The organism is Massilia sp. YIM B02443 (genome assembly GCF_030411955.1).
Lineage (GTDB): Bacteria > Pseudomonadota > Gammaproteobacteria > Burkholderiales > Burkholderiaceae_D > Telluria.
In genome coordinates, this window is sequence record NZ_JASNRA010000014.1 from 84,838 (window position 1) to 102,518 (window position 17,681).

Below are 17,681 nucleotides of genomic sequence, written 5' to 3' on the forward strand. Positions count from 1 at the left end.
GCGATGATCGTTCACCTCGATAACGTGATGGGAGGCGTCCATGGCTGACGAAGGACAGCGGCCCATCGTCGTCAAGCGCATCAAGAAGGTGGCCGGCGGCCACCACGGCGGCGCCTGGAAGATCGCGTACGCCGACTTCGTGACCGCGATGATGGCGTTCTTTTTGCTGATGTGGCTGCTGGGCTCGACCGCCAAGGGCGACCTGGTCGGCATCTCGGAATACTTCAAGACGCCGCTGAAGGTGGCGATGCAGGGCGGTTCCGGCTCGGGCGACTCGTCGTCGGTGATCCAGGGCGGCGGCGAAGACCTGACCCGGCGCGCCGGCCAGGTCAAGAAGGGCGACTCTCCACCGGCCAACAAGACCTATGACCTGCAGGCGGCCAAGGCGGCGTTGCAGCGCGAGGAAAGCGCGCGCCTGTCGGCCCTGAAGGGACGCATCGAATCGGCCATCGAGGTCAATCCGATGCTCAAGAAATACCAGAACCAGCTGCTGCTGGACATCACCAGCGAAGGCTTGCGGATCCAGATCGTGGACGAGAAGAACCGCCCGATGTTCGCCATGGCGCGCGCCGAGCTGCAGCCCTACACCAAGGAGATCCTGCACATCATCGGCATGGTGCTCAACGAAGTGCCGAACAAGATCGGCATCTCGGGCCACACCGATTCGACGCCGTACGGCAGCGACACCGGCTACAGCAACTGGGAGCTGTCGTCCGACCGCGCCAACGCCTCGCGGCGCGAGATGATGCTGGGCGGGCTGGCGGACGACAAGGTGCTGCGCGTGGTGGGCCTGGCGTCGGCGGCGAACCTGGACGCCAAGGATCCGTTCAATCCGATCAACCGCCGCATCAGCATCATCGTGATGAACAAGCGCACTGAAGAAGCGGTGCGGCGCGACGCCGCCACGCTCGACGTGCCGGCGGAAGATGCGACAGGCGCGGCCAATGCGACGCTCGACGCAGTGAAGAAGTAAATCCGGAATCAGCCCGAAAGTAGCCCCGGAAAGAGGATAAGAATGACAAGAAAAAAAATACTCGGTTCGCACGTGAAGCGCCTGCTGTCGGGCGTGTCGGTGCACGGCCGGCGCCACCTGACCGAGGTCGAGACCGACCTGCTGCAGACCGAGCTGCTGCTGGAGGAAGCGATCGAGAAGCTCAGCGCCAGCTTCATGGCGATCCACGGCACGGTGGCGGCGCGCCAGGCGGCGATCGACGGCTTGCTCGCCGGCGCCACGCCGAGCGCTGAAGACCGGGAGCTGTTGTCCGGGATGTCGCGCGAGATCGGCGAACACGTGAACACGGCGATCACCAGCATGCAGTTCCAGGACATGACGGCGCAGCTGATCGAGCGTACGCTGCGCCGGGTGGCCGGCCTGCGCGACTTTCTCGGCACGCTGAGCGAGCATGGCGCCGACATCGCGCCCGAGACCGACAGCGAGGAGATCGTCGAACGGCTGGGCAAGGTCAGCATGGCGCTGGCGATCCAGTCGCTCGAACTGCGCAGCGTGCTGCGCCGCTCGGTCGAGCAGCGGCATCTGGAAAGCGGCGACGTCGAACTGTTCTGAGTTCGCCCGTTTTCACCTTATAACGAATACGAATTCCGGCTCGAGCCGGACACAAAACAGCAGGGAGCAAAAACATGGCAAAAACGATTCTCGCGGTCGACGATTCAAGTTCGCTGCGCCAGATGGTGGCGTTCAGCCTGAAGGCCGCCGGCTACAACGTGGTGGAAGCGGTGGACGGCCAGGATGGCCTGGACAAGGCCAAGCTGCAGAGCGTCGACCTGGTGCTGACCGACCAGAACATGCCGAAGATGGATGGCCTCACCCTGATCAAGACCCTGCGCACGCTGCCGGGCTACGCCAAGACCCCGATCCTGATGCTGACCACCGAGTCGTCCGACGAAATGAAGTCGAAGGGCCGCGCGGCCGGCGCCAACGGCTGGCTGGTCAAGCCGTTCGACCCCCAGCGCCTGATCGAGGTGGTCAAAAAAGTGATCGGCTGAGCGCCATGATCCTTTGCCCGACTGTTCCAGGCCGCGCGCATCGTACTCAAGGTACGGATGGCGGCCGCACCGACCGGACCACCTTATGAGCATCGACATCAGCCAGTTCTACCAGGTCTTTTTCGACGAAGCCGAAGAGCTGCTCGCCGAAATGGAACGCCTGCTGCTGGGCGTCGATGTCGCGTCGCCGGACGCGGAAGACCTGAACGCCGTGTTCCGTACCGCGCACTCGGTCAAGGGCGGCGCCTCGACCTTCGGCCTGACCGACATGTGCGACGTGACCCACGTGCTGGAGTCGCTGCTGGACCGCATCCGCAAGGGCGAGATGGCGCTGACCAGCAACCACGTGGACGCCTTCCTGGCCGCCAAGGACATCCTCAAGATGCAGCTCGACGGCCATCGCCACGGCGCGGCGGTCGACCAGGAAGCGGTGGCCAACGTGCGCATGGTGCTGCACGACCTGGCCGAAGGCCTGGTGCCGCAGGCGCCGGTGGTGGCGCCGTCGTATCTGACCGCTGCATCGAAGCCGCAACACCAGACCGAAGGCGCGCACCGCTACAAGATCGAACTGCCGCAGGTGGCGCAGCGCGACATCAACGCCCTGGTCGATGAACTCGGCCTGATGGGCCGCGTCTCGGTGACCCCGCTCGAGGGCGGGCGCACGGCGCTGATCATCACCACCCACGAAAGCCTGGACGACATCATGTCGATCTGCTCCTTCGTGCTCGATCCGGACGACCTCAGGATCTTCGAGGCGCCGGCCTTGACGCCGGAACAGCGCGCTCTGGAAGCGGCCGAGCGCAAGCGCATCGAGGACGAGCAGGGCTACGGTTTCTTCGGCCCGGACGACGACGAAGCGCCGGCGCAAGCCGACATGTCGGACGACGACCGCGGCTACGGCTTCTTCCAGCCGATCGAGCAGATCCGCGCGGCGGCCGGCATCGTGGCCGAACAGGCCCCAAGTGCGCCCGAGCAGTCGGTCAGCGCCCAGGCACAGGCGCAGTCTCAAGACCTTGCCGAGCACCTGGCCGAACTGGCCGCCGAAAAGAAGACGGCCAAGAAGGATCAAAGCGAATCGTCGTCGATCCGCGTCTCGGTCGAAAAGGTCGACCAGCTGATCAACCTGATCGGCGAACTGGTGATCACCAACGCCATGCTCGAGCAGCGCAGCAGCCAGCTCGATCCGATCGGCCACGAGCGCCTGCTGTCCTCGGTCAGCCAGCTGGGACGCAATACGCGCGAGCTGCAGGAGGCGGTGATGTCGATCCGCATGATGCCGATGGACTTCGTGTTCTCGCGCTTCCCGCGCATGGTGCGCGACCTGGCGGGCAAGCTGGGCAAGAAGGTCGACTTCATCACCCACGGCGCCGCCACCGAACTGGATAAAGGCCTGATCGAACGCATCGTCGATCCGCTGACCCACCTGGTGCGCAACTCGATCGACCATGGCATCGAGATGCCGGCCGCGCGCCTTGCTGCCGGCAAGTCGGAAGCGGGGCGCCTGTTCCTGTCGGCCGGCCACCAGGGCGGCCACATCGTGATCGAGGTGGCGGACGACGGCGGCGGCCTGAATCGCGAACGGATCCTGGCCAAGGCGGCCCAGAACGGCCTGGCGGCATCGGACAATATGACAGACGCCGAGGTCTGGCAGCTGATCTTCGCGCCGGGCTTCTCGACCGCCGACGTGGTCACCGACGTCTCGGGCCGCGGCGTCGGCATGGACGTGGTCAAGCGCAACATCACGCAGATGGGCGGCTCGGTCGAGATCCGCTCGGCCAAGGGCTTCGGCACCACGATCTCGATCTCGCTGCCCTTGACCCTCGCCATCCTGGACGGCATGTCGATCCGCAGCGGCGAAGAGATCTATATCCTGCCGCTGTCGTTCGTGGTCGAGTCGCTGCAGCCGTCGCCGGACGACGTGCGCGACATCGCCGGGCGCGGGCGCGTGCTCAAGGTGCGCGGCGAATACCTGCCCTTGATTCCGCTGTACCAGATGTTCGACATCGAGCCGGTCCACCGCGACCCGTCGAGCGGCATCGTCGTCATCCTCGAGACCGAGGGCAAGAAGGCGGCGCTGTTCGTGGACGAGCTGGTGGGGCAGCAGCAGGTGGTGGTCAAGAACCTGGAAGCCAATTACCGCAAGGTGGCCGGGATCTCCGGCGCAACCATCATGGGCGATGGCGGTGTCGCCCTGATCCTGGACGTGGCGGCGCTGGTGCGCTCGTCGCGCCAGCTGGCCGACGATACGGTCGTTTTATAAAAATTTAACCTGAAAGAGGACGCTTCATGTCTAACCTGGCAACCACCTCCGACGCGACCGCACACGACGGCGCCGGCAACGAATTCCTGGCCTTCACCCTGGGCTCGGAAGAATATGGCATCGACATCCTGAAGGTGCAGGAAATCCGCGGCTACGAGGCCGTGACCCGCATCGCCAATGCGCCGGAATTCATCAAGGGCGTGATCAACCTGCGCGGCATCATCATCCCGGTGGTGGACATGCGCATCAAGTTCAAGCTGGGCACCCCGGTGTACGATCAGTTCACCGTCGTGATCATCCTGAACATCGGTGGCCGCATCATGGGCATGGTGGTCGACAGCGTCTCGGACGTCACTACGCTGACCGCCGACCAGATCAAGCCGGCCCCGGAAATGGGCACCGCCTTCAACTCCGACTACATGATCGGCCTGGGCACCGTGGACGAGCGCATGCTGATCCTGGTCGACATCGACAAGCTGATGTCGTCGGGCGAGATGGGCCTGATCGACAAGATGGCAGCGTAAACGCGCGCACGGCACGGAGCAGACAACCACCCCGGCCACGCGCCGCGCCGTGCAAGCGCGGCGCGGGCCAAGCAAAAGAGAAGGCAAGCAAAGTGCCGCAGCAAAAAACTGACACGGTCAAGGAATTCGACTTCACGCGCCGTGATTTCGAGCGCGTGCGCGCGTTGATCCACGGACGCGCCGGCATCTCGCTGGCCGACAGCAAGCAGGAAATGGTCTACAGCCGCCTGGCGCGGCGCCTGCGCGCGACCGGCATCCAGTCGTTCGGGCGCTACCTGGACGACCTGGAAGCGGGGCGCATGGACAAGGAGTGGGAAGCGTTCACCAATGCGCTGACCACCAACCTGACCTCGTTCTTCCGCGAGGCGCACCACTTCCCGCTCTTGCTCGAGCACCTGGTCGCCATTCGCAAGAAGGACACACGTCCGCTGACCATCTGGTGCTCGGCCGCTTCCACCGGCGAAGAGCCGTATTCGATCGCGATGACCGCCTGCGAAGCCTTCAACTCGCTCACGCCGCCGGTCCAGATCGTGGCCACCGACATCGACACCAATGTGCTGGCCACCGCCGCCAACGGCGTGTATCCGATGGACCGATTGGACAAGATGGCGCCCGAGCGCCTGCGCCGCTTCTTCTTGAAGGGCAAGGGCGCGCACGAAGGCATGGCGCGCGTGCGTCCCGAGCTGCGCAACCTGGTCGCCTTCCGCCAGCTGAACCTGCTGGCCGAGGGCTGGCCGCTGGAAGGGCCGTTCGACGCCATCTTCTGCCGCAACGTGATGATTTACTTCGACAAGCCGACCCAGCGCAAGATCCTGGACCGCTTCGTGCCGCTGATGAAGCCGCATGCGTTGCTGTTCGCCGGCCACTCGGAAAACTTCTTGTACGTGTCGGACTCGCTGCGCCTGCGCGGCAAGACCGTGTACGAACTCGATGCGCGTGCCTGAACTGGACTCCTGACCCACCATGAACAGCCAGTTTGCGACCAATCTGTACCACGACCGCGTCTTCAACGTCGATGCCGCCAAGATCCTGCCGGGCGAGTACTACTACACGGCCAGGGACATGCTGATCTCGACCGTGCTCGGCTCGTGCGTGTCGGCCTGCATCCGCGACCGCGTCACCGGCCTGGGCGGCATGAACCACTTCATGCTGCCCGACGGCGCCGAGGCCAGCAGCAGCCCGGTATCGGCCTCGATGCGCTACGGCTCGTTCGCGATGGAAGTGTTGATCAACGACCTGCTGAAGGCCGGCGCCCGGCGCGAGCACCTGGAAGCCAAGGTGTTCGGCGGCGGCGCGGTGCTGCGCGGCTTCACCGCGATGAATGTGGGCGAGCGCAATGCCGCCTTCGTGATGCAGTTCCTCAAGACCGAGCGGATTCCGGTGCTGGCCCAGGACCTGAACGACGTCTATCCGCGCAAGGTGTATTTCTTCCCGCGCACCGGCAAGGTACTGGTCAAGAAACTGATGCAAACCCAAAACGATACGCTGGCGCAGCGCGAACTCGACTACGCCAAGCGCCTCAAGGTCCAGCCCGTTGGAGGGGCGATCGACCTGTTCTGAGCAGATTAGAGACAAGGATTCACATGAAGACGAAGGTGTTGATCGTCGACGATTCGGCGCTGATCCGCAGCGTGATGAGCGAAATCGTCAACTCCCAGCCCGACCTGGAAGTGGTCGCCACCGCCCCCGACCCGCTGGTCGCGCGCGAGCTGATCAAGAAACACAATCCGGACGTGCTGACCCTCGACGTCGAGATGCCCAAGATGGACGGCCTCGACTTCCTCGAAAAACTGATGCGCCTGCGCCCGATGCCGGTATTGATGGTATCGTCGCTGACCGAGCGCGGCTCGGAAATCACGATGCGCGCCCTCGAACTGGGCGCGGTCGACTTCGTCACCAAACCCAAGATCTCGATCCAGACCGGCATGCGCGAGTACGCAGACATGATCGCCGACAAGATCCGCGCCGCAGCGCGCGCCCGCATCGCGCCGCGCAGCGTGGCGCCGGCGGCCAGCGCCGGGCCGCTGTCGGCTCTGCGCAGCCCGCTGATCTCGTCCGAAAAACTGATCATCATCGGCGCCTCTACCGGCGGCACCGAGGCGATCCGCGAATTCCTGATGCAGATGCCGTCCGACTGCCCGGGCATCCTGATCGCCCAGCACATGCCGGAAGGGTTTACCAGTTCGTTCGCCAAGCGCCTCGATTCGCTGTGCAAGATCAGCGTGGTCGAGTCCGCAGGCAACGAACGGGTGTTGCCGGGGCATGCGTACATCGCGCCCGGCCACTCGCACCTCTTGCTCAGCCGTTCCGGCGCCAACTACATGACCCGCATCGAGCAGTCGCCGCCGGTGAACCGGCACCGGCCGTCGGTCGACGTGCTGTTCCGTTCCGCCGCGCAAGCTGCGGGCAAGAACGCGGTTGGTGTTATCCTGACCGGGATGGGCAAGGACGGCGCCGCCGGCATGCTGGACATGCGCCAGGCCGGCGCGCACAATTTCGCGCAGGACGAAGCCAGCTGCGTCGTGTTCGGCATGCCGCGCGAAGCGATCGCCATTGGCGCGGCGCACGAGGTGGGGCCGTTGCAGGCCTTGCCGCGCATGGTGCTCGAGCATCTGGCGTCGCAGGGCGGCAGAGCGTTGCGCGTTTGAGGCGAATCGGACACTGAACGATGCTTTGCGGGCTATTTTATCGCCGTAAGGCAACAAAAATGCTATTCTTGAGGCTGTAAAATGCAGCGCTCACCAATAAACCAAATACAAGATTCAAACGGAGTAATTCATGGCTGATCCAAAGATGCGTTTTCTGGTTGTTGACGATTTCTCGACGATGCGCCGCATCGTCCGGAATCTGTTGAAAGAACTGGGTTATGCCAACGTCGACGAAGCCGAAGACGGCGTGATGGCGCTGGCCAAGCTGCGCAGCGAGTCGTTCGACTTCGTGGTGTCGGACTGGAACATGCCGAACATGGACGGCCTGACCATGCTGCAGCACATCCGCGCCGACCCGGCACTGGCCAAGCTGCCGGTGCTGATGGTGACCGCCGAAGCGAAGAAGGAAAACATCATCGCCGCCGCCCAGGCCGGCGCCAGCGGCTACGTGGTCAAGCCGTTCACGGCCGCGACCCTGGACGAGAAGCTGAACAAGATCTTCGAGAAACTCGACAAAGCCGGAGCCTGAGATGGTGGAGCAGAACGCGGATCAGGGCTCTCATGAAGAGGTCCTGAGCCGGATCGGCCACATGACCCGCGCGCTGCACGAGAACCTGCGCGGGCTGGGGCTGGACAAGCTGATCGAAAAGGCCGCGAGCGACATCCCTGACGCGCGCGACCGCCTCGACTACGTGGCGCGCCTATCGGAACAGGCCGCCAAGAAGGTGCTGGACGCGACCGATGCCGCGGGCCCCCTGCAGGACGCGATCGAGACCCGCTCGGACGAGTTGTCCAAGGGCTGGCAGGCGCTGCTCGACAAGGGCGCCAGCGACGCCGAATGGCGCGAACTGGCCCAGCGCACCGTGGCCAGCCTGAGCGAATCGCGCGCCGGCGCGGTTGCCACCCGCGGCGAGCTGATGAACATCATGATGGCCCAGGACTTCCAGGACCTGACCGGCCAGGTGATCGGCCGCATCACCGGCATCGCGCAGAACCTCGAAAAGCAGCTGGTGCAGGTGCTGATCGACTTCGCGCCAAGCGAGATCAAACGCGAGCTCGACAACGGCCTGCTGAACGGTCCACAGATCAATCCGACCGGCAGCGAAGTCGTGGCCGACCAGGGCCAGGTCGACGACCTGCTCGACAGTCTCGGTTTCTGAGCGCCGCGCCGCGCTTCATCCTACGGCGCCCCCCATGCATCGCACCAACTTCATTGTCCGCGAACCGCTGCTCGATCCGAAGCAGCGCGTTCTCGGCTACGAACTGTCGTGGCAACAGCACGACGGACTGATCCCCTCCCACCAGGACATGGAAGGCCTGGTCGGTTTCGTTGCGGAACACGTCAACCATGCACAGCATGGATGGCTGCTGCGCGACAAGATCCTGTTCCTCGACGCGGTGCCGGCGATGCTCTCGACCGACGCCCTGCACGCGCTGCCGCCCGAGCGCACCGTTCTGACCCTCGACATCCGCCACCTGACCGACCTCGACGTGCGCGCCGCGGTGCAGGGCGTGCGCGCCGGCGGCGTCGGGGTGGCGATCCGCGGCTGCGACCTGAACCTGCTGGGGCGCAACCTGACGCCGTATGCCTCCTACGTCGAAGTCACCTTCAGCGGGCTGGACGTGGCGAGCCAGGCGCGCACCTATGCCGCCGCCAAGCATTCGGCGATGCGCATGGTCGGCCGCCCGGTAGCCACCTGGGCCGATTTCGACGCCTGCGCCGCGCTCGGCCTGGACGCTTTTGTCGGCAAGCTGCACCTGACGCCGCGTCCCGGCAAGCCGGTCAAGGGCATGAATCCGACCCAGACCGTGATCCTGCAATTGATGCAGATGGTGCAGAACAACGAAGACGTGCCGGCCCTGGAGAACGTGCTCAAGCGCGATCCGGCGCTGACCTACAAGCTGCTGCGCTACATCAACACCGCTGGCTTCGGCGCCGGGCGCGAGGTGCAGTCGCTGCGCCAGGCGATCGCCTTGCTCGGCTATGCGCCGCTGTACCGCTGGCTGGTGCTGCTGCTGGCCACGGCCAGCTCGAGCGGCTATTCGCCGGTGCTGATGGAAACCGCCGTGGTGCGTGGGCGGCTCGCTGAATTGCTGGGGCAACAGCATCTGGACAAGAGCGAGGCCGAGAACCTGTTCGTGGCGGGGATGTTTTCGCTGCTCGACCGCCTGCTCGGTTTGAGCATGCAGGAAGTGCTGGACACGATCCAGCTGCCGGACGAGGTGGTGCGGGCCTTGACCGGGCGCGCGGGTTCCTATGGACCGTACCTGGCGCTGGCCGAGGCGTGCGAGCTGAATTCGACGCTGGTGGCATCGCTGGCCGATACGCTGGAAATCGGCGCGTCGGAGGTCAATCGGGCACACCTGTCGGCGCTGGCGTGGGCGCAGAGCGTGGCGGCCTGAGCACCGCCGGCCGAAGAGGGGGGCTGAGAGGCGCCTCAGCGCTTGACCATCCGCCGCTCCGGCAGTCCAGTCGTCACGAAGCGTTCCAGCGTCTGCTGCATCTGCATCGAGATGCTGGCGAAACTGCAGCCGATCTGTACCTGCTCGCCGAGCAGGAAAGTACGGAACGGCCGCAGCAGCCGCACTTCCAGATCCGCCACCACTACCAGCGCCGGACCCAGCTCCAGCCGCACGCCGATCAGTTTCTTGCCCACCGATAGCCCGAAACATTGCTCCGGCGTTGCCCGCAAGCCGACCCCGCCCTTCGAGAAATCGTAGAGCGGCAATTCGTACTGCTTGTTGGACAGGCTGAAGGTGGCGCTGTAGTTGCCGCCGACCGGCGTCTCGACCCGGCGCGCGGCGCGCCGGTTGAGCACCAGGCAGGCTTCGGGGAAGTCGGCCGGCACCAGGTGCGGCTGGCCGGGCAGGGCGCTGAAGTCACTGTCGAGCTCGAACTGCAGCTTGGCGCTGCCGCCGATGGTGGCGACAAAGGTGGCCGGCCCCTGCGGCGGGATCTGGCTGCCGGTGAAGTCGAACACGAAATGCGGCAGCTCCGGATCGACCGATTCGATGCGCGCCAGCATCGGGTCGAGGATGCCGGAATACACCGTCACCGGGTCGCCGCTGGCGGCCAGGGCCGTCAGGGCTTCGCCGATATCGAAGGGATCGCGCATCTCGTGCGGCGCGAGGTTGCCGCCGATACGGCTGACCGAATCGGCAGGCTTGGGCGGGCCCTTGCGGGCGACTGCAACGGAGACGTTCACGGCGGGGTCCTGGGCGTGATTGTGAATTGCTGTTACGCGGCAGTATACACCGGAATACAAACTTATTGCATTGCGGAAATCAATCGTGCAGCTTTGTTATCGCTCAAATCTCGAGGTTGTCGATCAGGCGCGTGTTGCCCAGCTTGGCCGCGGCCAGCACCACCAGCGGCTCGTTGCGCTCGAGGTCAAGCGCGCCCGGCGCTTGCAGGTCGGCGCGCTTGCGCACCGAGATGTAGTCCGGCTTCCAGCCCCGCTCGGCGAGCGCCGCCATGGCGCGCCCTTCCACGCCCGCGATGTCATGGTCGCCGGCGCGCACGGCTTCGGCCACCGCGTTCAGGTTGCGGTACAGGGCTGGCGCTTCGGCGCGTTCGTCGGTCGACAGATAGCCGTTGCGCGAGGACAGCGCCAGGCCGTCGTCGGCGCGGTAGGTTTCGGCGCCGATGATCTCGGTCGGCAGGGCGAACTGGCGCGCCATATTGCGCACGATCATCAGCTGCTGGTAATCCTTCTTGCCGAACACGGCCACGCGCGGCTGTACGCACGAGAACAGCTTGGTCACCACCGTGCACACGCCCTCGAAGAAGCCGGGACGGAATTCGCCTTCCAGCGTGTTGCCGAGGTCGTTTGGCGGACGGACGCGGTATTCCTGCGGCTCCGGGTACAGGTCTTTCTCGGTCGGCGCGAACAGCACGTAGACGCCTTCCTTTTCCAGCTTGGCCACGTCTTCCTGGAAGGTGCGCGGGTATTTGTCGAAATCCTCGTTGGGGCCGAACTGCAGGCGGTTGACGAAGATCGAGGCCACCACCGGGTCGCCGTGGCGGCGCGCCAGGCGCATCAGGGACAGGTGGCCTTCGTGCAGGTTGCCCATCGTCGGCACGAAGGCGGTACGCAGCTGGCCGCGCATCTGGTCGCGCAATTCGTCAATGGAAGAAATGATTTTCATGAGTGTGAAGATATTCGGGTGAATGATGGCGCCGGCGCGGCGCCGGCGCCGGGTCAGGCCGGCGAGTACGCCAGGCGCACGTAGATCGGCGCGAACGGTTCTGCCTGCGTGATCTCAATCAAGGTCTCTTTCGCCAATTCGAGCATGGCGACAAAGTGTACTACCACGATCGGCACGCCGTGCTGGCCGGCGAACAAATCGCAGAACTCGACGAAACGCTGCGATTGCAGGGTGCGCAGGATGGCCGACATGTGTTCGCGTACCGACAGTTCCTGGCGCCCGATCCGGTGATGCTGGGTCAGCTTGGCGCGGCGCAGCACGTCGAGCCAGGCGCGCTGCAGGTCCCAGGGATCGACTTCGGGCCAGCTTTGCGTGAGGCCCTGTTCCACGAACAGTTGCGGGCGCACGAAGTCGCGTCCTTCCTGGGGCACATTGCCCAGTGCCATGGCGGCGCTCTTGATCTGCTCGTAGTCCAGCAGGCGGCGCACCAGTTCGGCGCGCGGGTCGCCGGCGTCTTCGACCAGATCGTCCTGGCGCTTGGGCAGCAGCATGCGCGATTTGATCTCGATCAGCATGGCCGCCATCAGCAGATACTCGGCCGCCAGTTCCAGGTTGCTCTTGCGGATCTGCTCGACGTATTCCAGGTATTGCAGGGTCACCTGCGCCATCGGGATGTCGAGGATGTTGAAGTTCTGCTTGCGGATCAGGTACAGCAGCAGGTCGAGCGGCCCTTCGAAGGCGTCGAGGAAGATTTCCAGCGCGTCCGGCGGAATGTACAGGTCGTTCGGCAGGCGCGTCAGCGGTTCGCCGTACAGGCGCGCGATGGCGGCGTTGTCGAGCGGCGCGCCGGACGGTGCGGCGTGGTCATCGACCTGCCCGTCCGGCGCCTGGTCAGGCGTCATGCGCGCCGCTCCGGGCTCAGACCTTGGTCTGGTATGGGTAGGCGTTCTGGCGCAGGCGCGACTGCTTGACGCGTTCCTGCTCGTCCAGCGAAGTCGGTTCCTTGTCCCACAGCAGGGCGCGGCCGGCGACCTGGCGCTCGTCCATGCCTGGCGTCTTGTCCTTCAGTTCCTTGATGAACTTGGTGTGGTCGGATTCGTACATCGAGTGTTTTTTCGAGAAGATCATGGTTCGACTGTGGGTGCAGGGTGAAAGGAAACGCGAGACTGCAAGAGCGCGCGGGGCAGATTGTCCTGCCGCCGCGCGGTGCACGTCAATTACTTGTGCAGTTCGTTCAGCTGACGGGCGATGATGTCGTGGCTCAGCCACAGCACCGGCGCGATCTTTTCCGACGCGCCATGGAACATCAGCGGGCCGGCGCCTTCCAGCACCAGGCTCGACAGGTGATCGGTGATCAGGGCCTTCTTGTCCTTGTGCAGGGCGGTCAGGTCTTCCGAAGTGCCGATCATGACCTCGGCCAGGGCCGGGGTGTTGTCCATCGGCCAGGCTTCGAAGTTGCGGAACTCGGCGCTGGTGCCATCGTTGTTGTAGCGCTCGATGGTGTCGAGCAGCGACTGCAGCGAGGTGCCATCGTTGAGCAGGCTTTCGCAGATGCGCCATTGTTCGTCGGCCCAGGCGCCGCCGCCTTCCTTCTTCAGCGCGTTCAGCAGCGGGAACAGCGACAGCTCGACGCCGACGAAAATGTCGGACGAGTTGGTGCGGATCTCGGGGCAGTTGAACACGGTCGCGGTCACCCCATTCTTCCAGGCCGCTTCGGCGATCGACTCCAGGCGCATCTTGGCGTAGCCCTGGGTGTAGTTGGTGTAGGTCTGCCACTGGTATTCGCCGTTGATCAGGATCTCGGTGCCGTGGTAGCCGTAGGCGGTGTAGCGCACTTCGCCGCCCGCCTGGGTCACGCGCTCGCGGATCGCCTGCGAAGCGTCGATCAGGTACTTGAGCGTGTTGGCCGAGACTTCGTCGAAGTTCATCAGGATCAGCTTGCCCAGGTCGCTGTCGAGCAGGGCGCGCGAGGACATGAAGCGCTCGCCGCGGCCTTTGTAGATGCGGTTGGCAATGGCCAGGAAGGCCTTGATGCGCGGAATGCCGCCGGCCATGGTGTGGGCGAAGAACACGTTGGCGCCCTGCGGCACCAGCTTGTCGATCTCGCCCATGACGGTGGCGGCCGACTCGGTGAAGCGGCGCACGCCGGCTTCGCGGCAGCGCTCGATGCGTTCCCAGTCCAGCTTTTCTTCCTGCCAGTTCTTCAGGGTGATACCCGACAGCATCTCGGTCGGGTTCTGTTCGCCTTCCGGGGCGTCCATGTCGAAGCCGGCCATCAGCGGCACGTTGATGATGCGGCCGCCCAGTTTCTCTTCCGCCTCGGCCAGTTCGGCGGCGTCCAGCGCGCGCAGGGCGCCATTGTCGTCGCGGCGGCCGACGGTAATGCCGACGATCGTCATGCCGGCCTTGCGCGCCTCGTCGATCAGGCCATTCACGTAGCCGCGGCCGAACAGTTCGCCGAACAGGACGAACACGTCGCCCTTGCGGAACACATTGGCTTGCGGGAGTTGGCGGAGAGGGGTCAATTCGGTCATATTATTAGCTACCTATCAAAAATGTTTGTAGGGGCGTTTTGTCATGTGAAAACACGGCATTGTACACCGCCTGCCGGGCCCGGAAATCAGCTTCCCGGGGCCGCTTGGGCGACCATCAAGCCGGCACGCCGGCTCGATGGCAACCCTGGTTTGGACTCAGCGGATGCGCATGCCCGGCGTCGCGCCCGGCATCGGATCCAGCAGGTACAGGCCCGGATTGGTCTTTTCGTCGGCAGCGGAGGCGCACAGCACCATGCCCTCCGAGACGCCGAACTTCATCTTGCGCGGCGCCAGGTTGGCCACCAGCACGGTCAGCTTGCCGATCAGGTCTTCCGGCTGGTAGGCCGACTTGATGCCCGAGAACACATTGCGGTGACGGCCTTCGCCCACGTCCAGCGTCAGGCGCAGCAGCTTGCTCGAGCCTTCCACGTGTTCGCAGTTGACGATCTTCGCCACGCGCAGGTCGATCCTGGTGAAGTCGTCGATCGTGATTTCCGGGGCCAGGGCTTCGATGCCGCTGTCGCCATCGACCGGTGCGGCTTGTGCGACTTGTGCCGTCTCAAGCTTGGCGGTCGGCGCTGCAACTGCCGGCGCGGCCGGCTTGTCGAACAGGTTCTCGACCATCTTGGCATCGACGCGCTGCATCAGGTGGCTGTAGGCGCCGATGGTACGGCCGAGCATGGAATCGTAGACGGCGGCGCCATGGGTGTCGGCCCAGCTCAGTTCGCTGTCGCCGAGGAATTCCGACACGCGCGCGGCCACCTGCGGCAGCACCGGCGCCATCAGGATGGTCAGCTGGCGGAACAGGATCAGGGCCGTGGTGCAGACGTCGTGCAGCTCGGCGGTCCTGGTCTCGTCCTTGGCCAGCAGCCATGGCTTGTGCTCGTCGACGTACTGGTTGACGACGTCGGCGATTTCCATGATCTCGCGCAGGGCGCGGCCGTATTCGCGCGCCTCGAAGCTGGCGGCGATGCTGGCCTGGCGCTCGGCGCCGTCGGCCATCAGGGCCTTGCAGATGGTGTCGCGTGCGGTCTGCGACAGCGTGTCCGCCAGCTTGCCGTCGAAGCGCTTGGCGATGAAGCCGGCGCAGCGGCTGGCGATGTTGACGTATTTACCGATCAGGTCGGAATTCACGCGCGCCACGAAGTCGTCGCCATTGAAGTCCAGGTCTTCGACCTTGGCGTTCAGCTTGAAGGCCAGGTAGTAGCGCAGCCATTCCGGGTTCATGCCCAGTTCCAGGTAGCGCAGCGGCGAAATGCCGGTGCCGCGCGACTTGGACATCTTTTCGTTGTTGACGGTCAGGTGGCCGTGCACCGCGACCTTCAGCTTGTCGATCACCGGGTGGCCGGAGAAGTTCAGCATCGCCGGCCAGAACAGCAGGTGGAAGGAGACGATGTCCTTGCCGATGAAGTGGATCTGCTCGGTGCCCGGGTCTTGCAGGAAGGCGTCGAAGTCGCCGCCGTGCTTGGCGAAGTAATTCTTCAGGCTGGCCAGGTAGCCGACCGGCGCATCCAGCCACACATAGAAGAATTTACCTGGCGCATCCGGAATCGGGATGCCGAAATAGGGCGCGTCGCGCGAGATGTCCCAGTCGGCCAGCTTTTCGCCGGACTCGCCCAGCCATTCCGAGACCTTGTTGACCATTTCCGGCTGCAGGCGGCCGGGCGTGTTCAGCCATTCCTTGAGGAATTCGAAGCAGCGCGGGTCGGACAGCTTGAAGAAATACTGTTCCGAAGGTTTCAGGATCGGGGTCGAGCCGGTGAACACCGAGAACGGGTTGATCAGTTCGGTCGGCTGGTAGGCTGCGCCGCATACCTCGCAATTGTCGCCGTACTGGTCCTTGGCGTGGCACACCGGGCACTCGCCCTTGATGTTGCGGTCGGCCAGGAACATGCCCTTGGCGGTGTCGTAGAAGCGGTCGACGGTCTTGGTGACGATCAGGCCGGCGTCGCGCAATTTGCGATAGATGCCCTGGGACAGTTCGACGTTTTCCGGCGAATCGGTCGAATACCAGTTGTCGAAGGCGATATGGAAGCCGTCCAGGTATTGCGGGCGGCCGGCGGCGATCTTGGCCACGAATTCCTGCGGCGTGATGCCTTCCTTCTCGGCCGCGATCATGATCGGGGTGCCGTGGGTGTCGTCGGCGCACACGAAATGCACTTCGCGCTGCGCGCCGTTCTGCACATTGCCCTCGCGTTGCATTCGCTGGAACCGGACCCAGATGTCGGCCTGGATGTATTCCATCATGTGGCCGATATGGAAGGCAGCATTGGCGTAGGGCAGGGCGGTGGTGACGAACAGCTTGCGGGTCATGGTCGAAACGCTTCGGTTTATGAAAAGAAGGCATTTTACCAGTGGATGCCCTTGTACGTTCAGTGGGTATTGACCGACTTTGCCGGCTCGGCCGGAAGGCGCGACGGTTTTGCGCTACACTTCGCCCCAATATCAACCGGAGAATCACATGAGCATCACCGAGAACGACGTCAAGACCGCGCTGTCCGGCGTCATCGACCCGAATACCCAGAAAGATTTCGTCACCACCAAGTCGGTCAAGAACATCAAGATCGAGGGCGCCCAGGTGACGTTCGAGCTGGAACTCGGCTACCCGGCCGCCAGCCAGGTCGAGAACCTGCGCGGCATGGCCGCCGCCGCCGTGCTGGAACTGCCGGGCGTCGAGGGCGTGGCAATCCGCGCCTACAGCAAGATCGTGTCGCACACCGTGCAGCGCGGCATGAAGGTCATGCCGAACGTGAAGAACATCATCGCCGTCGCTTCCGGCAAGGGCGGTGTTGGCAAATCGACCACGGCGGTCAACCTGGCGCTGGCCTTGGCCGCCGAAGGCGCCAGCGTCGGCATGCTGGACGCCGACATCTACGGTCCGTCGCAGCCGATGATGCTGGGCGTCAGCGGCCGTCCGGCCACGCTCGACGGCAAGTCGATGGAACCGCTGGAAAACCACGGCATCCAGGTGTCGTCGGTCGGCTTCATGATCGATCCGGACGAGCCGATGGTGTGGCGCGGCCCGATGGCCAGCGGCGCGCTGCAGCAGCTGCTGGAACAGACCAACTGGCGCGACCTGGATTACCTGATCGTCGACATGCCGCCGGGCACCGGCGACATCCAGCTGACCCTGTCGCAGAAAGTGCCGGTCACCGGCGCCGTGATCGTCACCACCCCGCAGGACATCGCGCTGCTGGACGCGCGCAAGGGCCTGAAGATGTTCGAGAAGGTCGGGATCCCGATCCTGGGCGTGGTCGAGAACATGAGCACCCACACCTGCTCCAACTGCGGCCATACCGAAGCGATCTTCGGCCACGGCGGCGGCGAAAAGATGTGCGCCGACTTCGGCATCGACTTCCTGGGCGCGCTGCCATTGACCATGTCGATCCGCGAGCAGGCCGACGCCGGCCGTCCGACCGTGGTGGCCGATCCGGATGGTCCGGTGGCCGACGTCTACAAGGCGATCGCGCGCAAAGTGGCGATCAAGATCGCCGAGAAGGCGAAGGACATGAGCAGCAAGTTCCCGACCATCGTCGTCAAGAACGACTGATCCAAATCAAAC

18 protein-coding genes are annotated in these 17,681 nt (G+C 64.4%); 12 read left to right on the forward strand and 6 right to left on the reverse strand.

The features are described 5' to 3' along the window. The first annotated feature begins 40 nt into the window (after window positions 1-40). The 11 genes from motB (at window position 41) to QPK27_RS15555 (ending at window position 9,839) form a co-directional block, all read left to right on the forward strand. Window positions 41-973: a flagellar motor protein MotB gene (gene motB, locus QPK27_RS15505; protein WP_290419158.1), complete on the forward strand. Its 933-nt coding sequence runs from the start codon at window positions 41-43 to the stop codon at window positions 971-973. A gap of 42 nt (window positions 974-1,015) precedes the next feature. Then, a complete protein-coding gene (locus tag QPK27_RS15510; protein ID WP_290419159.1) occupies window positions 1,016-1,564 on the forward strand; it encodes a chemotaxis protein in 549 nt (182 codons plus the stop codon). A 74-nt stretch (window positions 1,565-1,638) separates the two neighbouring features. Further along, window positions 1,639-2,004 (forward strand): response regulator, encoded by a 366-nt coding sequence (locus QPK27_RS15515; protein WP_290419160.1) that lies wholly within the window; start codon window positions 1,639-1,641, stop codon window positions 2,002-2,004. 85 nt (window positions 2,005-2,089) lie between these two features. Next, on the forward strand, window positions 2,090-4,264 hold the full coding sequence (gene cheA, locus QPK27_RS15520; protein WP_290419161.1) for a chemotaxis protein CheA: 2,175 nt from the start codon (window positions 2,090-2,092) through the stop codon (window positions 4,262-4,264). Window positions 4,265-4,290: 26 nt separating this feature from the next. Beyond that, window positions 4,291-4,788, forward strand: a complete 498-nt coding sequence (locus QPK27_RS15525; protein WP_290419162.1) for a chemotaxis protein CheW — start codon at window positions 4,291-4,293, stop codon at window positions 4,786-4,788. A gap of 92 nt (window positions 4,789-4,880) precedes the next feature. Continuing rightward, a complete protein-coding gene (locus tag QPK27_RS15530) occupies window positions 4,881-5,732 on the forward strand; it encodes a CheR family methyltransferase (protein ID WP_290419163.1) in 852 nt (283 codons plus the stop codon). 19 nt (window positions 5,733-5,751) lie between these two features. Next, window positions 5,752-6,348 carry a chemoreceptor glutamine deamidase CheD gene (cheD, locus tag QPK27_RS15535; protein ID WP_290419164.1) on the forward strand — a complete coding sequence of 199 codons (597 nt, stop codon included), beginning with the start codon at window positions 5,752-5,754 and terminating at the stop codon, window positions 6,346-6,348. 23 nt (window positions 6,349-6,371) lie between these two features. Beyond that, the gene (locus tag QPK27_RS15540) at window positions 6,372-7,436 is read left to right on the forward strand and encodes a chemotaxis response regulator protein-glutamate methylesterase (RefSeq protein WP_290419165.1); all 1,065 of its coding nucleotides are present in this window, start codon (window positions 6,372-6,374) and stop codon (window positions 7,434-7,436) included. A gap of 130 nt (window positions 7,437-7,566) precedes the next feature. After that, window positions 7,567-7,965: a chemotaxis response regulator CheY gene (cheY, locus tag QPK27_RS15545; RefSeq protein ID WP_183558083.1), complete on the forward strand. Its 399-nt coding sequence runs from the start codon at window positions 7,567-7,569 to the stop codon at window positions 7,963-7,965. Between the two features lies 1 nt (window position 7,966). Next, window positions 7,967-8,596 carry a protein phosphatase CheZ gene (cheZ, locus tag QPK27_RS15550; protein ID WP_290419166.1) on the forward strand — a complete coding sequence of 210 codons (630 nt, stop codon included), beginning with the start codon at window positions 7,967-7,969 and terminating at the stop codon, window positions 8,594-8,596. Between the two features lie 34 nt (window positions 8,597-8,630). Then, the gene (locus QPK27_RS15555) at window positions 8,631-9,839 is read left to right on the forward strand and encodes an EAL and HDOD domain-containing protein (protein ID WP_290419167.1); all 1,209 of its coding nucleotides are present in this window, start codon (window positions 8,631-8,633) and stop codon (window positions 9,837-9,839) included. Between the two features lie 35 nt (window positions 9,840-9,874). On the opposite strand, the gene QPK27_RS15560 is transcribed toward QPK27_RS15555, so the two are convergent. The 6 genes from QPK27_RS15560 to metG all read right to left on the reverse strand — a co-directional run bounded on the left by QPK27_RS15560 (window position 9,875) and on the right by metG (window position 16,432). Continuing rightward, window positions 9,875-10,642 (reverse strand): PilZ domain-containing protein, encoded by a 768-nt coding sequence (locus QPK27_RS15560; protein WP_290419168.1) that lies wholly within the window; start codon window positions 10,640-10,642, stop codon window positions 9,875-9,877. A 103-nt stretch (window positions 10,643-10,745) separates the two neighbouring features. Further along, entirely contained in the window at window positions 10,746-11,585 is an 840-nt protein-coding gene (gene panC / locus QPK27_RS15565) for a pantoate--beta-alanine ligase (protein ID WP_290419169.1), read from the reverse strand. A gap of 53 nt (window positions 11,586-11,638) precedes the next feature. After that, entirely contained in the window at window positions 11,639-12,487 is an 849-nt protein-coding gene (locus QPK27_RS15570) for a ScpA family protein (protein ID WP_290419170.1), read from the reverse strand. A gap of 16 nt (window positions 12,488-12,503) precedes the next feature. Further along, on the reverse strand, window positions 12,504-12,713 hold the full coding sequence (locus QPK27_RS15575) for a DUF3460 family protein (RefSeq protein WP_290419171.1): 210 nt from the start codon (window positions 12,711-12,713) through the stop codon (window positions 12,504-12,506). Window positions 12,714-12,802: 89 nt separating this feature from the next. After that, window positions 12,803-14,119 carry a hypothetical protein gene (locus tag QPK27_RS15580; RefSeq protein ID WP_290419172.1) on the reverse strand — a complete coding sequence of 439 codons (1,317 nt, stop codon included), beginning with the start codon at window positions 14,117-14,119 and terminating at the stop codon, window positions 12,803-12,805. 156 nt (window positions 14,120-14,275) lie between these two features. Beyond that, the gene (metG, locus tag QPK27_RS15585) at window positions 14,276-16,432 is read right to left on the reverse strand and encodes a methionine--tRNA ligase (protein WP_290419173.1); all 2,157 of its coding nucleotides are present in this window, start codon (window positions 16,430-16,432) and stop codon (window positions 14,276-14,278) included. 148 nt (window positions 16,433-16,580) lie between these two features. Between metG and apbC the strand changes: the two genes are divergently transcribed. Beyond that, entirely contained in the window at window positions 16,581-17,669 is a 1,089-nt protein-coding gene (gene apbC / locus QPK27_RS15590) for an iron-sulfur cluster carrier protein ApbC (RefSeq protein ID WP_290419174.1), read from the forward strand. The last annotated feature ends 12 nt before the right edge of the window (window positions 17,670-17,681 follow it).

Excerpts from the sequence above, each read along its gene's own strand:
- cheZ (WP_290419166.1), top strand. The coding sequence starts at position 7,967 with ATGGTGGAGCAGAACGCGGATCAGGGCTCTCATGAAGAGGTCCTGAGC.
- QPK27_RS15580 (WP_290419172.1), bottom strand. The coding sequence starts at position 14,119 with ATGACCGAATTGACCCCTCTCCGCCAACTCCCGCAAGCCAATGTGTTC.
- QPK27_RS15555 (WP_290419167.1), top strand. The coding sequence starts at position 8,631 with ATGCATCGCACCAACTTCATTGTCCGCGAACCGCTGCTCGATCCGAAG.
- motB (WP_290419158.1), top strand. The coding sequence starts at position 41 with ATGGCTGACGAAGGACAGCGGCCCATCGTCGTCAAGCGCATCAAGAAG.
- metG (WP_290419173.1), bottom strand. The coding sequence starts at position 16,432 with ATGACCCGCAAGCTGTTCGTCACCACCGCCCTGCCCTACGCCAATGCT.
- cheY (WP_183558083.1), top strand. The coding sequence starts at position 7,567 with ATGGCTGATCCAAAGATGCGTTTTCTGGTTGTTGACGATTTCTCGACG.
- QPK27_RS15575 (WP_290419171.1), bottom strand. The coding sequence starts at position 12,713 with ATGATCTTCTCGAAAAAACACTCGATGTACGAATCCGACCACACCAAG.
- apbC (WP_290419174.1), top strand. The coding sequence starts at position 16,581 with ATGAGCATCACCGAGAACGACGTCAAGACCGCGCTGTCCGGCGTCATC.
- cheA (WP_290419161.1), top strand. The coding sequence starts at position 2,090 with ATGAGCATCGACATCAGCCAGTTCTACCAGGTCTTTTTCGACGAAGCC.
- QPK27_RS15525 (WP_290419162.1), top strand. The coding sequence starts at position 4,291 with ATGTCTAACCTGGCAACCACCTCCGACGCGACCGCACACGACGGCGCC.
- cheD (WP_290419164.1), top strand. The coding sequence starts at position 5,752 with ATGAACAGCCAGTTTGCGACCAATCTGTACCACGACCGCGTCTTCAAC.
- QPK27_RS15510 (WP_290419159.1), top strand. The coding sequence starts at position 1,016 with ATGACAAGAAAAAAAATACTCGGTTCGCACGTGAAGCGCCTGCTGTCG.
- QPK27_RS15540 (WP_290419165.1), top strand. The coding sequence starts at position 6,372 with ATGAAGACGAAGGTGTTGATCGTCGACGATTCGGCGCTGATCCGCAGC.
- QPK27_RS15570 (WP_290419170.1), bottom strand. The coding sequence starts at position 12,487 with ATGACGCCTGACCAGGCGCCGGACGGGCAGGTCGATGACCACGCCGCA.
- panC (WP_290419169.1), bottom strand. The coding sequence starts at position 11,585 with ATGAAAATCATTTCTTCCATTGACGAATTGCGCGACCAGATGCGCGGC.
- QPK27_RS15515 (WP_290419160.1), top strand. The coding sequence starts at position 1,639 with ATGGCAAAAACGATTCTCGCGGTCGACGATTCAAGTTCGCTGCGCCAG.